The 13,796-nt window shown below is 44.3% G+C and carries 10 protein-coding genes; 5 read left to right on the top strand and 5 right to left on the bottom strand.

What is annotated here, in order from left to right:
• Positions 1 to 78 precede the first annotated feature (78 nt).
• Both AC06MN_RS08490 and AC06MN_RS08485 read right to left on the bottom strand, forming a co-directional pair.
• Entirely contained in the window at positions 79 to 1,533 is a 1,455-nt protein-coding gene (locus tag AC06MN_RS08490) for an ATP-binding protein (protein ID WP_475671935.1), read from the bottom strand.
• Between the two features lie 312 nt (positions 1,534 to 1,845).
• Positions 1,846 to 2,655 carry an XRE family transcriptional regulator gene (locus AC06MN_RS08485; RefSeq protein ID WP_475671934.1) on the bottom strand — a complete coding sequence of 270 codons (810 nt, stop codon included), beginning with the start codon at positions 2,653 to 2,655 and terminating at the stop codon, positions 1,846 to 1,848.
• 185 nt (positions 2,656 to 2,840) lie between these two features.
• Between AC06MN_RS08485 and dinB the strand changes: the two genes are divergently transcribed.
• The 4 genes from dinB to AC06MN_RS08465 all read left to right on the top strand — a co-directional run bounded on the left by dinB (position 2,841) and on the right by AC06MN_RS08465 (position 9,667).
• Positions 2,841 to 3,983, top strand: a complete 1,143-nt coding sequence (dinB, locus tag AC06MN_RS08480; RefSeq protein WP_475671933.1) for a DNA polymerase IV — start codon at positions 2,841 to 2,843, stop codon at positions 3,981 to 3,983.
• 192 nt (positions 3,984 to 4,175) lie between these two features.
• Positions 4,176 to 7,109: a DNA polymerase III subunit alpha gene (locus AC06MN_RS08475; protein WP_475671932.1), complete on the top strand. Its 2,934-nt coding sequence runs from the start codon at positions 4,176 to 4,178 to the stop codon at positions 7,107 to 7,109.
• A 576-nt stretch (positions 7,110 to 7,685) separates the two neighbouring features.
• The gene (locus AC06MN_RS08470; RefSeq protein ID WP_475671931.1) at positions 7,686 to 8,870 is read left to right on the top strand and encodes an aminotransferase class I/II-fold pyridoxal phosphate-dependent enzyme; all 1,185 of its coding nucleotides are present in this window, start codon (positions 7,686 to 7,688) and stop codon (positions 8,868 to 8,870) included.
• A 2-nt stretch (positions 8,871 to 8,872) separates the two neighbouring features.
• A complete protein-coding gene (locus AC06MN_RS08465) occupies positions 8,873 to 9,667 on the top strand; it encodes an SDR family oxidoreductase (RefSeq protein WP_475671930.1) in 795 nt (264 codons plus the stop codon).
• 83 nt (positions 9,668 to 9,750) lie between these two features.
• Here the strand turns inward: AC06MN_RS08465 and AC06MN_RS08460 are convergent, their stop codons facing one another.
• Positions 9,751 to 11,016, bottom strand: a complete 1,266-nt coding sequence (locus AC06MN_RS08460; protein ID WP_475671929.1) for an aspartate kinase — start codon at positions 11,014 to 11,016, stop codon at positions 9,751 to 9,753.
• Between the two features lie 204 nt (positions 11,017 to 11,220).
• Here AC06MN_RS08460 and AC06MN_RS08455 point away from each other — a divergent pair, with 204 nt between their 5' ends.
• Positions 11,221 to 11,730 carry an RNA polymerase sigma factor gene (locus AC06MN_RS08455; protein WP_475671928.1) on the top strand — a complete coding sequence of 170 codons (510 nt, stop codon included), beginning with the start codon at positions 11,221 to 11,223 and terminating at the stop codon, positions 11,728 to 11,730.
• 139 nt (positions 11,731 to 11,869) lie between these two features.
• Here AC06MN_RS08455 and AC06MN_RS08450 read toward each other — a convergent pair whose 3' ends face one another.
• Together AC06MN_RS08450 and AC06MN_RS08445 are read right to left on the bottom strand one after the other, a co-directional pair.
• Positions 11,870 to 12,766 carry a helix-turn-helix transcriptional regulator gene (locus tag AC06MN_RS08450; protein ID WP_475671927.1) on the bottom strand — a complete coding sequence of 299 codons (897 nt, stop codon included), beginning with the start codon at positions 12,764 to 12,766 and terminating at the stop codon, positions 11,870 to 11,872.
• A 167-nt stretch (positions 12,767 to 12,933) separates the two neighbouring features.
• A complete protein-coding gene (locus AC06MN_RS08445) occupies positions 12,934 to 13,581 on the bottom strand; it encodes a hypothetical protein (RefSeq protein ID WP_475671926.1) in 648 nt (215 codons plus the stop codon).
• Between the last annotated feature and the right edge of the window lie 215 nt (positions 13,582 to 13,796).

The following is a 13,796-nucleotide window of genomic DNA, read 5'->3' as shown; positions in this document are numbered from 1 at the left end:
TATCAATGTTTTATTCGTTGAAGTTAAAATAAGCGGGTTTAAATCTACTTATTTTGACTTTGTAAATTAACTTGTTGGTTAATAATTGTTTATATCGCAAATATTGTGAATTGTGTTGTAACCGATATGATAGGTGTAAAGTGCGGTTGGTACGAAATGCAGCGTGAAATCTTCGACTTGTTTTGTGCCTTTTTTGTCGATGCTCGTAACGACGGCTTCCTTGAGACCGTTTTTTTGCATGAAACTGAGTAGCGAATGAAGTTCCTTGCACTGCTCAAAATAGCGGTTCGACCATTTCACTTCCGTTGCCCACAGCACTTTTTGCGTGGCAGGATTCATTCTGACTACATCGACCTCGCCCGACATTTTTCCGGCTTTCCAGTTGGCGTAGCAAATGCTGCTGTCGGTTCGTGGAAAGAATTGCGAAAGGACTGCTGTTTCGACCAATTCGCCGATTTTGTCGTCGGTGGCTTGCAATGGCTTGAATAGGGCGCATCGCAAGGAAGGATTTGTCAGATACATTTTGAAACTTGTAACTCTCTGAAAATGTTTAGCATTGATGTCGATTTTGTTCAGTATTTTGACCAAAAATGCGGCTTCTAAGTATTCAATGTATTTCCTGATGGTGTCTTTTTTTACACCAGACAAAGTGGATAAATTTTCTTGCGAAAATTCGTTGCCAGAATTATAGGCGATGACGGAGAAAAATGCGTTAAGTTCTTGAACATCAGAAACTCCGTAAAGACTTGGCAGGTCTCGGAGTAATACTTTGTCGATGATGTCGCTGCGAATGAATTGTGCCGGATTGGATTGTATGCGCTCCGAAAAGACGACTTCGGGATAGCCGCCGAAATTGAGGTAGTTGATGAAATGATAGTTCAGCAAATCAATGTCGATGGTGCCGAACGATTGAAATTCAACGTCTTGCATTTGTCCTGTTTGAGGCACAATGAGGCTGTCCAAGCCTTTCAGATGGATGTATTCGCAAAATGTGAGTGGCGGCAATTGAAAATCGGTGAACCGTCCGGCACCGCTTTCCATGCTTTTCAGTTTCAAGGCCGCCGCCGCCGAACCTGATGCGATGAATTTGCAATTATGGTAGGAGTCGGTCAGCGATTTGAGGTGGATTTCCCAGCCTTTAAGGTATTGGATTTCATCAAAAAACACGAAAAATCCGTCTGCCGATTCGCTGCACAAGGCTTCGCGCGAAAATAGGAAGAGTTCTTCAAGTGAATTGCTGGTGTAAATCGGTGTTTCAATAGATATGTAAATGATTTTCTGAGGATTAACACCTTGGAGAATCAATTCCTGTATGGTATGGAAAATGAGTACGGTTTTGCCGACACGCCTCGGACCCATCAGGATTAGGCTACGGTGCAGCGACCAGTCGGCAACAAGCGCATAAAACTTTTCTTGATACATGCGGCGTGGCATTTCATCATAATACTTGTCGATTTTTCCATTAGCCCACCAAGGATTGTCGAATTTCAGTCTTTCAATGATCTGCTCTTTCTGATAACCTATTTCTACCATTTTTAATATGCATTAGACCTGCAAAAATAATAAAATAGTTAAAATAAGTATATTATTATCTTCTTATTTTTGATAATTTGATAAATTAAATGGATTTAATGTGATTTTTATTCTTGTTTTTTCTACGCAAATTGGTTTGATGTTCCTTTTTGGTTGTATTCTTATTTTTTATTTGTAACAATCTGTTTATCATTAAAATATCCGTTGAAGTTAAAATAAGCTGGTTTTAATCTGCTTATTTTGACTTTTGTATTTAAAATATTGATAACCAATTAAATAATTAGCAAAAATAAGCAAAAAGTTGGCTAATGGCTAAAGATTAAGTTTCAACTGAATTTCCTCCACTTTTTTCTGCAATTCCTGTACGGTTTTCATCAGGGCTTCTTCGCGGAAGGTGTTTTCTTTGCGTTCGGGCATTTCGGCGCTGATGTAATGGACGAATTTCCACACCTCTTTAATATCACAGGCTGCCAAGTCATAAGGGTGATAGAGCGGATTTAATGAACTGAGCGTCAGTTTGTTCTCGTTTTCAATCTTGTTTTCCACAATTTTGAAGACGATGCCGTCGTCTTGCGTGAGCACAATATAGGGCTGTCCGCTTTTGATGTAGGTCCAGTCTAAGACGTATTCGCCGGTCACGTACGAACCGTCGGGAATGGGCAGCATGGAATCGCCGCTAATCTGGAAAGTGCGGTATTTGCGCTCGCGCGACAAAAACGGCATGGAGAATGTCGGCAGAATCTTAATGTATTCAGGATCAGCGAATCCCGACGTGTAGCCGGCTTTGGCTTTTTCGGTGACAAGTTCAATGTTTTCGTTGTTGTCCTGGTTGATGGTCGTGGCCAAAACGCGCAGATTGCTGCCTTTGAGATGAACATCGTAGCCGCGCTCCAATTGCGATAACTGACTCTCGGTCATGGTGTTAAGGTCTATTTTTACCAAGGTGTCGATGGCAATGCCAAAATATTTCGAAAAAGCCACCAAAGCATCAATGTTAGGTTCTGATATTTCGTTTTCATAGCCGCTTAAAGTGGAGCGTTTCATGCCCAAGGCAAAAGCCACATCGTCTTGCGTACGGCCGCGATGCTTGCGTAAGAGTTTGATGTTTGAACTGAAATACATATCGTGTGGTTTTAAAGATTTAATATTCAAGGATTTTAAAATTTATTTTCCTTTTGTTGGAAAAAACTTTCCTTTTTACTTGCTGTATATGAATTAATGTGATTAAATTTACGTCGTTGATTTTGATTAAAAACTCGTCAAAAATACAACTTTTTCGGAACATGCAATGAATTTTTGAAAAAAATATGGAACGTACGGTTTTGCATTTGGATTTGGACACGTTTTTCGTGTCGGTTGAGCGTCTGGTGAACCCGTCTTTGGTGGGAAAGCCTGTGATTGTCGGCGGAATGTCGGATAGGGGTGTTGTTTCGACGTGCAGTTATGAGGCGCGGCGTTTCGGCGTACATTCCGCCATGCCGATGCGAATGGCACGCCAGCTTTGTTCTCAGGCGGTTTTCATTCATGGTGACATGGATTTATACAGCCGCTATTCGCGCCTTGTGACGGAAATCATTGCCGATAGTGCGCCCGTTTACGAAAAAATGTCGATTGATGAGCATTATCTTGACCTTACGGGCATGGACCGTTTTCACGATTGCGAACTATGGGCGCACGAGTTGCGCGAAAAAATCATCCGTGAATCGGGCTTGCCGATTTCGTTTGGCCTTTCGGAAAACAAGACGGTCTCGAAAATCGCCACGGGACAAGCCAAACCGAATGGCGAACTGCACGTGCTTACACCTTATATTAATAGTTTCCTCGATCCACTTTCGGTACGCAAAATTCCGATGGTGGGCGAAAAGACTTACGGCTTGCTACGTTCCATGGGTGTTGATACGATTGGCATGTTGCGTCATCTGCCTCCGGTGGCGGTGCAGCAGGCTTTGGGCAAAAACGGCCTCGACATTTGGAAAAAGGCCAACGGCCACGACGAGACGCCTGTCTGTCCGTATTTTGAGCAGAAATCAATGTGCGAAGAGCGCACTTTTGAGCAAGATACGATTGACATAAATTCGATTCGCCGTTGCTTGGCGACGATGGTTGAGCATTTGGCTTTCGACTTGCGTAGTCAGCAAAAACTCGCTGGTTGTGTGATGGTTAAAATCCGTTATTCCAATTTCGATACGCACGACATGCAGCATCGCATACCATACACTTCGTTTGACCATTTGCTTTTGGAAACGGTCAACGATATTTTCGACAGACTTTACAACCGCCGCATGATGGTTCGCCTGATTGGTGTCCGATTTAGTGAATTAGTGTCAGGAAATCAGCAACTTAATCTTTTTGATGACAATGCAGAACTGACACAACTTTATTCGGCTATGGATAAAATCCGTCTCCGTTTCGGCAAAAATGCCGTCCAACGCGCTGCCTGTGTTTCGTGACTCGTTGACATTTGGACTTATGGACATTTAGACTTTTTGACAATTGGACTTTTGGATTGCGAGGCTGTAAGACTCTTAACTTTGCCACTTTCAAACTTTCCACTTATCGCTTTTCACCTTTCACCTTCAAACCTTTCACCTTCAAACCTTTCACCTTTCCACTTCAACACTTTCAAACTTTCCGTTTAAAAAATGTATCTCAACGTTCACTCATACAACAGTCTCTGTTATGGTACGATGCCGATTGCGGATTTGGTCGCCAAGGCTGCCGCTTTCGGTTATCGCGTTTTGCCTTTGACTGACATCAATACGACGATGGGCGTTGTGGATTTTGTTTTTGAGTGTAAAAAGCTGAATGTGAGGCCTGTGGCGGGCTGTGAATTTCGCAATGGAAACGAATTGCTGTATGTGGCTTTGGCAAAGGACAATCAAGGTTATGCCGAACTGAATGTTTTTCTTACACAGCATAATGTCAGCAAGTTACCTTATCCAGAGCAAGCACCACAGTGGGAGCATGTTTTCGTGATTTATCCTTTCGGGAAACGCAATCCGAATTTATTGCGCGAGAATGAATTTTTGGGTGTGAGGCTTTCGCAGCTGACGAAACTTTTCCGTTGCGATTATCTCGATAAACTTGTGATGATGCAGCCGCTCACTTTCGCCGATGAAGATGATTTTCAGTTGCATCAGAATTTGCGTGCCATTGATAAGAATATTTTGATTTCGCGTCTCGAAAAAGAGGATTGCGCCACCGAGGATGAGATTTTTCTTTCATTGGAGCGTTTGAAAACATCGTATGTGCTTTATCCTCAATTGATTGAAAATACGGCAAATTTGTTGGATCATTGCGAGATCAATTTGAATGGCGAAATAAAAAACAGGAAATGTTTCACCGATAATGTGTTCGATGACCGCGAATTGCTGCGGAAACTTGCCTTTGATGGCATGTTCTACCGTTATGGAAAATCCAATAAGACAGCTTATCGGCGCATTGAAAAAGAGCTGGAAATCATCGAGCGGATGAATTTCTGTGCCTATTTTCTCATTGCCTGGGACATTGTCCGTTTTGCCATGTCGCAGGGATTCTATCATGTGGGAAGGGGAAGCGGAGCCAATAGTATTGTGGCTTATTGTTTGAAAATCACGGATGTAGATCCAATCGAATTGGACTTGTATTTTGAACGGTTCTTGAATCCGAAACGGACTTCGCCACCTGACTTCGACCTCGATTTTTCGTGGAAGGAACGCGATGCGATTATCGCTTACATCTTTAAGAAATACGGCAGCGATCATGTGGCTTTGCTTGGCGCAACGGTGACTTTTCAGCAAAAATCGCTTTGCCGCGAGTTGGGTAAAGTGCATGGTTTGCCGAAATCGGAAATCGATTTGATGGAGCGCAATCCGCAGGCTTTTGCGCAGAGTAGCGACTTGGCACGACAAATCTTGGCTTTGTCTGAGAGATTGCAGGATTTTCCCTGCCAGCGTTCCATTCATTCGGGCGGTGTGCTGATTACGGAAGATCCAATCACCGATTTTGTCGCTTTGGATTTGCCGCCGAAAGGTTTTCCGACCACGCAATTCGATATGTATTCCGCTGAAAAACTGGGCGTTGAAAAAATCGATGTGCTCAGTCAAAGGGGAATCGCACATATCCGCGATGCCGTTGAAATGATTCGGCAGTCGCGTGGCATAAGTCTTGACATCCATCGGATTGAGTGCTTGAAAAACGATGAACTTGTCAAACGGCAACTGCTGAAAGCGGAAACAAACGGCTGTTTTTATATCGAAAGTCCTGCCATGCGTGGTTTGTTGCGAAAATTGCATTGCTCTGATTATAAGACGCTTGTCGCAGCAAGTTCAATTGTGCGTCCTGGTGTGGCCAAGTCGGGCATGATGCGCGAATACATTTATCGGTTTCATCACCCTGAAAGTGTCGATTACAAGCATCCTGTCTTGAAGAATCTGTTGGAAGAGACTTACGGCGTGATGATTTATCAGGAGGATGTGCTGAAAGTCTGTCATTATTTTGCTGGCTTGGATTTGGCCGATGCCGATGTGCTGCGCCGCATGATGGGACACAAGATGCGCGACAGGTCGGATTTTGAGGCGACGAAACAGCGTTTTTTTGATAATTGCAAGGCGAAATCTTATCCCGACGAGTTGGTTCAGGAAATCTGGCGGCAGATTGAGTCGTTTTCGGGTTATTCATTTTCAAAGGCACATTCGGCTTCGTATGCGGTTGAAAGTTTCCAAAGCCTTTATCTGAAAAGCCATTATCCGCTTGAATTTCAGGTGGCTGTCGTCAATAATTTTGGCGGATTCTATCAGACTTGGGTCTATCTGAACGAGGCAAAACGCATGGGAGCGAACATTCATTTGCCTTGCGTGAACCGAAGCCAATATCTCACTTCGCTGAATGGAAAAACGGTTTTCATGGGCTTTGTCCATTTGCAGGGCATCGACCAAAAGTTTGCCGAGAGATTTATTGCCGAGCGCGAAACCAACGGCGCGTTTGCAAGTCTTGACGATTTCGTGTCGCGCGTTCCTTTTGAGTTGAACCAATTGGTGCTTTTGGTGCGTGGTGGAGCCTTTGCTTTCACGAAGAAAACCAAGGCGGAACTGCTTTGGATGGCACATCTCAACAAATCGCAGGCGAAATTGGAACCTTCGGCAACGCTTTTCAATGTTGAAACCCAGCATTTTGAATTCCCCGATTTCAAGACCAACGCTTTGGAAAACGCTTACGATGAAATCGAATTGTACGGTTTTCCTGTGTCGATGTCGTGGTTCGATATGTTGCAAACACGCTTCCGTGGCGAACTGATGGCGGTGCAAATGGTGAATTTCATTGGCCGAAAATTCAGAATGTTAGGCAAATTGGTGACGGTGAAATACGTTCACACCGCCAAAGGCGACCTGATGGCTTTGGGCACTTTCACGGATTGCAATGGCGAGATGTTCGACACAGTGCATTTCCCTAATGCGCTGAAAATCTATCCGTTTCAAGGCGATGGCGTGTATCTGCTTTATGGCAAAGTGGTCGAGGATTTCGGCTATCCTTCGCTTGAGGTCGAAAAGATGGCGAAAATGCCTTATCTACAAAATCCGAAAGACGGCGATGGATGAATTTCGCGATGATTTTTACAGCAAAGGTGTCATGTAAAGTGGCAGGTAGCAGATGCCATCTTTTTCAAACAAGTCGGAAGAGTGTAAACGTAGGGCGTTGACCATTGTCCGCCATATTTCTTAATGTATTTTGCCAGTGATGACAAACTGTAGCCGCTGCCCGATTTGACTTCGATGGGCGAAATGTTATGGCGTGTGGTAATGGTGCTTTCGTGTGAGGAATGATGAATCTGTTGGATGTCAGAAAGATGAAAACTGTGTTTTTTGTTAAGTGCTTGTTCAAATTTAGTTTACATTTTGAATTTAGGATTATGCGTGATTCGGACTCTTAGACATTTGGACATTTAGACGCTTTGGGTATTTGTACAATTCACTGACTGATAACCGACAACTGATAACCGATAACCAATCTATGTTGCAGTTTAATTTTGACCACTTATTTAATAAGAATGTCGCTTTTTTCCTATTTTTGCAAACTTTTTCATGTCGTTGGTTCTCGGTTCGATGATTTGATTTGTTGGATTTGGAAGCCGATGACAGTTTGTAAGTTAAACGTTGAATGTCAATTGTTTATCCATGAGCATACTGGAATTAAATTGCGCAAGATACACCATGGCCAAGGAAAGCCGTGAGAAAAAGACATATCCTTACTATAGGGCAATTGAGTCGGAACAAAGCACTGTCGTGAAATACAAAGGCAAGGATGTGCTGATGTTTGGGTCGAACAGCTATTTGGGCTTGGCTAATGATCCGCGATTGAAAGAGGCAGCCAAGGCCGCCATTGAGAAGTATGGAACAAGTTGCTCAGGCTCACGGTTCCTTAACGGCACCCTTGATATTCATGTGGAACTTGAGGAAAAGCTGGCGGAACTGGTTGGCAAGGAAGCCGCCGTTTGTTTCAGCACTGGATTTCAGGTAAATTTGGGGTCTGTTTCGGCTCTTTGCGGACGCAACGACTATCTGATTCTCGACCAGCTTGATCACGCATCAATCATTGAAGGTAGCCGTCTGGCATTTGGCAAGACGTTGAAATACAAGCATAACGACATGGAAAGTTTGGAGCAGAAACTGAAATTCTGCAATCCGTCGTCCATGAAACTTATTGTCGTAGATGGCATTTTTTCGATGGAAGGCGACATCGTGCGTTTGCCGGAAATCGTGGAATTGGCTCAAAAATACAATGCCGACATTATGGTTGATGATGCTCACGCCTTGGGCGTCATCGGCGAGCAAGGCAGAGGAACGGCTTCGCATTTCGGCCTGACCGACAAGGTGTCGCTCATCATGGGCACTTTCTCCAAGTCGTTTGGCTCTTTGGGCGGTTTCATCGCAGGCAGCAATATTGTCATTGATTTCCTGAAGCACAACGCACGCTCCTTGATTTTCAGCGCGAGCATGCCGCCTTCAAATATCGCTTCGGTGTCGAAAGCCATCGACATTATGCTGAACGAACCCGAAAGGATTCAGCATCTTTGGGATGTTTCGGACTATGCCCGCCGACAGTTCCGCGACCGTGGTTTTGAAACCGGCCACAGCGAAACGCCTATCATTCCGCTTTTCGTTCACGATGTGGAAAAAGCCTTGCGCTTGAGTGTCAATCTTGTCGACGATGGCGTTTTTGTCACGCCGGTAATTCCGCCTGCGGTTCCGCCGACCGACAGCATGATCCGTTTTGCGCTGATGGCAACGCATACTTTCGGACAGGTTGATTTCGCCGTCGAAAAAATCACGGCTGCATTCAAAAAGGAAGGAGTTCTCTGATTATGGTCATTCTCGTTACCGGCATATCATCGGGGTTTGGACTTGAAACGGCGCGTCTGCTTGCCCGGCAAGGAAATGTGGTGTATGGCACGGTGCGCCGCGAAGTCGAGCATGTTGATGGCATCCGTTATCTGAATCTGGATGTCAGAGATGCTGTAGCAGTTCAAAATATTGTCAGTCAAATTGTTGAAAAAGAAGGCCGCATTGATGTCTTGGTCAATAATGCCGGTATGGGCATCGGCGGGCCGATAGAGTTTGCTACCGAAAATGAAGTGCGCTTGCAAATGGAGACTAATTTCATGGGTCTGGTGCATTGTGTCAATGCCGTGTTGCCGTTTATGCGTCGGCAGGGCGGTGGCCGCATCATTGCCATCAGTTCCATTGGCGGTTTGATGGGTTTGCCGTTTCAGGGATTTTATTCCGCCAGCAAGTTTGCCATCGAAGGCTATTGCGAGGCCTTGCGCCTCGAAACCCGCAGTTTGGGCATCAAGACGGTTGTAATGCGTCCGGGTGATTTTTCAACGGGGTTTACAGCTAACCGTAAGAAAATCAGCAATTCTGAAGCTGCATCGGCTTACAAGACATACACCGAATCGATGGGAAAGATTGAACATGACGAAAATGGCGGATTGAAACCGATTGTCTTGGCGGAGAAAATCAGCCGCATAATTAATATGAAAAACCCAAAACATGGTTATGTGGTGGCCTCTTTCGAACAAAAGCTCTCCGTGCTCTTGAAACGTTTGCTGCCTGCAAAATGGTTCGCAAACATTTTGGGATCATATTACAAAATGTAAAGGTGACTTTTCTGTAAGTATTTTATATTCTTTGATTTGCACTTTTGTGTAGATTCGTTTTTTCGGGAAAGGTGTCCCGAATTTTATCCGATGACAAACTGCGCTGTGGCGCGGCTGCGTTGCTCCAAATAGATTTTCCGGCCTGCAATGAAAGCTTTCTCCAAGCCTTCCTCGTAATGACGGATGGTGTAAAGCTGAAGGTTTTCGTTGTATTTTATGCTGAACGATTTGTTGAGCGATTCCATCAAGGCTTCGCGCTTGGCATCATCGTGGTCGAAGCAGAGAGAGAGCATGAGGGCAGAGGTCTGTATCATGTTGGCATGGATGCGAAGCTCATCGCAGACTTCGAAAACCGTCTTCAGGTTATGTTCGTTCATGAAAGAGAAGTCGCGTGGCGAAATGCTCACCAAGGTCTGATTGTCTTTCACAATGTGTGACGGAATGGTCATGCCGTTTTCCTTGTCAATCACGCTGGGTTCCATGTCGGGGTGGACGAACGACTGTACATTCAACCTTATATTCTTGTTTTGCAGCGGCTTAATGGTCTTCGGGTGGATGATGCTGGCACCATAGAAAGCCAGTTCGATGGCTTCGGAATAGCTGATGTGCGGAATCTTGACCGTTTCCTTGAAACGCTTCGGGTCGGCATTGAGCAGACCGTCGACGTCTTTCCAAATGGTGACTTCCTCAGCATCGAGGCAGTTGGCGAAGATGGCGGCTGTGAAGTCGGAGCCTTCGCGTCCAAGGGTGGTGGCGTGTTTGCCGCCGTTGGTGCTGCCGATGAAGCCTTGCGTGAGGCAGACCAATCCTCGGATGTGCTCCTCGTCTAATTTCTGAATACGCAGGCGTGTCTCGTTCCAGTCGGGACTGGCCGAGCGGAAAGTGTCGTCGGTGATGACATATTTGCGAGCATCGAGCCAGCGGGTCGGGATACCGCTTTCGTTGAGGTAGGCCGCTATGATGGTGGTGGAAATGAGTTCGCCATAGCTCACGGTCTGGTCGTACTGGTAGTCGTAGGCCTTGTGCGTGTCCTGCAACTTGTCGTAAAGTTCAATCAGAAGCAGTGTGATTTTCTCAATAACCGCATCAACCTTCTCGGGTTCGAACAAATCGGTGATGATTTTTTCGTGGAATTCCATAATTGGAGTCATCGTTTCCCATCCCAATTGTCCGTCGTGGGCGCGGAAATCGGCCAGCACTTTTTCAATCGCATTGGTCATCTTGCCCATGGCGGAAACGACCAAAAGAATGTCTTCATTCTTATGATTTTCAACGATTTGCTTTAAGTTGCGTACGGCATCGGCCTCTTTCACCGAGGCACCTCCGAATTTGTATATCTTGCGTATCATAGTTTCATTTTAGTGTTGCAAAATTATCAAATCTTTGCGTGCCAAATCGAGAAAAATTATTATTGAATTTATCAATATATCAATCATTAGTATCAGTTTCAAAAATAGTAAACAAAATGTTTGAGCGACTTGTTTATGTTGTACTTTCGCAAATCGAAATAGTAACAAACAAATTATCGTTTTTATCAATAAAAAAGAAGAGCTATGAGTACCGCCGAATTCAATCTCAGCCTGGTTTCTTTGCAAGGGTTCTTAGAGAGCCATGCCAGGCAGCTCGTCGGCAATGCAGATGCAGCCAAAGACCTGACACAAGAAACCTTTTTGAAAGCACTGACCTACAAGGAAAAGTTCAGTGAGAACACCAACCTGAAAGCGTGGCTTTATACGATTATGAAGCACATTTTCATCAACAACTACCGTCGCGATTCGAGGGCGAACACCTTCATCGATCAGACCGAAGACCTCTATTACCTGAACATGAGTTCTGAGCGTTACGAGGATGATCCGGAAGCCATGCTCCACACGGCGGAATTGGAAAAGGCCATACAATGCGTGGACTGCAATTTCAGAGAGGCCTTCGATTTGTATAACCAAGGCTTTCAGTATAAGGAAATTGCAGAGAAATTAGGCATCACGATAGGAACCGTAAAAAGCCGCATCTTCTACGTCCGCAAGAAACTGATGGCCGGACTAAAAGAATACCAATTGAACTAAAAACCAGAACCAATAACCAAAACCAACATATCGCTTTTTTTGCCGAGGGCTTTGCTTGTGAAGCTCTCGGCTTTTTGTTCTGTCTCAAGGCTGCCGAACTCAATTGCTGGTTGGCTTTTGTCGTCTAAAATGTCTTGCCTCAATATTTAGAAATCATTGCCATCAGCAGCGTCTTGATTTTCTCGCGCAGCGAAAGCGGTTCCAAAACCTCGATGTGGGCGTTCATCGTGAGCAGTTGCTGGATGAAATCGTAGGAAGGTTTCAGATGCCATGAAAAAATGGTGTAGTCGTCGGTTTCTTCCACAATGCGCTGGCTGTGATGCAAAGGCAAGCCTTTCAGGAAGTTGCTTTGGTCGGTGTCGGCCTTGACAAGAATGGTTTCCGTCGGCAGGTCGGGTTCAACATAGATGCCGAAAGCATCCCTGAAATGTGCTTCAAGGTCAAAGTCTTCTGGCGTTTTGAAAGGCGTTTGGGTTAGTTCAAGCTGGTCGATACGGTCGAGGGCGAAACAGCGCGTTTCGTCCTTTTCGTTGCGAGCAATGAGGTACCAGCGTTGCTTGAAAAGTTTCATGGCGAGTGGCTTGCAATGGTAAGTCTTGAGGTCGTCGATGCCGTAATATCTTCTATACTGCATCTCAATTCCCAAATTCTTTTGCAAGGCTTCCATCAGTTTGTCCAAATGTTCGATGCCGCCAGGGATGCGCTCAAATTGTACTTTTTTGCGCAGGTTGAGGTCGGCGGAAAGGCGGTTGTTGATGGCGAAGCTGTGAAGCAACCACATTTTCAGGTCGTTGCCGAGCATTTCCTCGCGCTCGCCTTGGGGAATATAGTAGGCGTTGCGGCTTTTGTCGCACTCAATGTCGATGCCGAACACATCGGCAATATATTGGCGGTAGTTGTGGAACGACCTTTCAGGGATTGGGTCGTTGTCATCATCCCTCGTCCACCTGTCATTGAGTTCTTTCAGCGTAATGCCTGCATCCCGCCTGTCGGCGATGGTGTTGGCAATCCAGATACATTTGATGAGTTTGTCCATGATGCATTAATTTTCAAAGACAAAAGTAGTGAATAATCCTTTTCGCAAGATTCAGAATCCGATTTTTGAGATTTCTGATGCCTTGACAGTCTTCTTTTGTCAGCAAAACAAAAACAAAACTCTGCCATTTTCAGGCAGAGTTGACTTTTTTGAATGAAACGAATAAGTTATTTGGTGATAATTGGCACCACCTTGTAGTATAAATAGTATTCCATTTTATCATTGTCAAATACTTTATACTCTTGATCGTCAAAGTATTTCTTGTAAATTAAATGATAGGTGTCGTTTACAGTTTTTTTATTGTTGCTTCGTTGTATTAAAAAATCAGCAAGAAGTATAGCGTAACACGCCTTGTATTTTTGTTTATCAAAAATTGGAATATCTTTATAGTAAGTCTGTAAACGATATAAGTCACCGTATGGATTGGTCCTGTGTTGCCGTTTTTTTTTGAGGCTTGGCTTCGAAGTTAGTTCTTCGAAATGAGATGAAGTTAGTTCTTCGAAATGATATGGAGAATGAAGCCGTTTGGCCTCAATTAATAATAATGTATCAGAATGAACAATGACGCTGTCAATATGTTGATGGCTTTGCCCAATAATAGGCATTTCTTGCCAAATGACTCCTTTTTCGTTGAGTTCCAAATAACTATGACAGAAGTTGAATGTTAAGTTGCGTTCTGTAAATCCTGTAGCTCTGTTATTGTCTTTGTCGTTTGTGGGTAAAAAATCAGGATTGTCAAAAATCCTCTGATACGAATTACACATGTTGTCAAAGATCTCCTTAACAAAGGGATACACATTATCAGTATTCATCATTTTCAATTTTTTTGTCAATTCAATTCTTTCAGTTTGTCATGCAAATGCTTCGGCAATAGTTCCTCAAACTTCTCTCTAGTACTTTGTAATATCTAAATATTGCATAAAACAAAGAATAATCGTATCTTTGCCGCGTCACATACAACACGATACGATTATGCCTATCCAGAAGTACGAGGTAAGTCTGTCTGCAACGGAGCGCAAGCAACTTACCA

The organism is Candidatus Limimorpha sp. (genome assembly GCF_056203535.1).
This window is presented reverse-complemented; position numbering and strand designations above follow the sequence as displayed.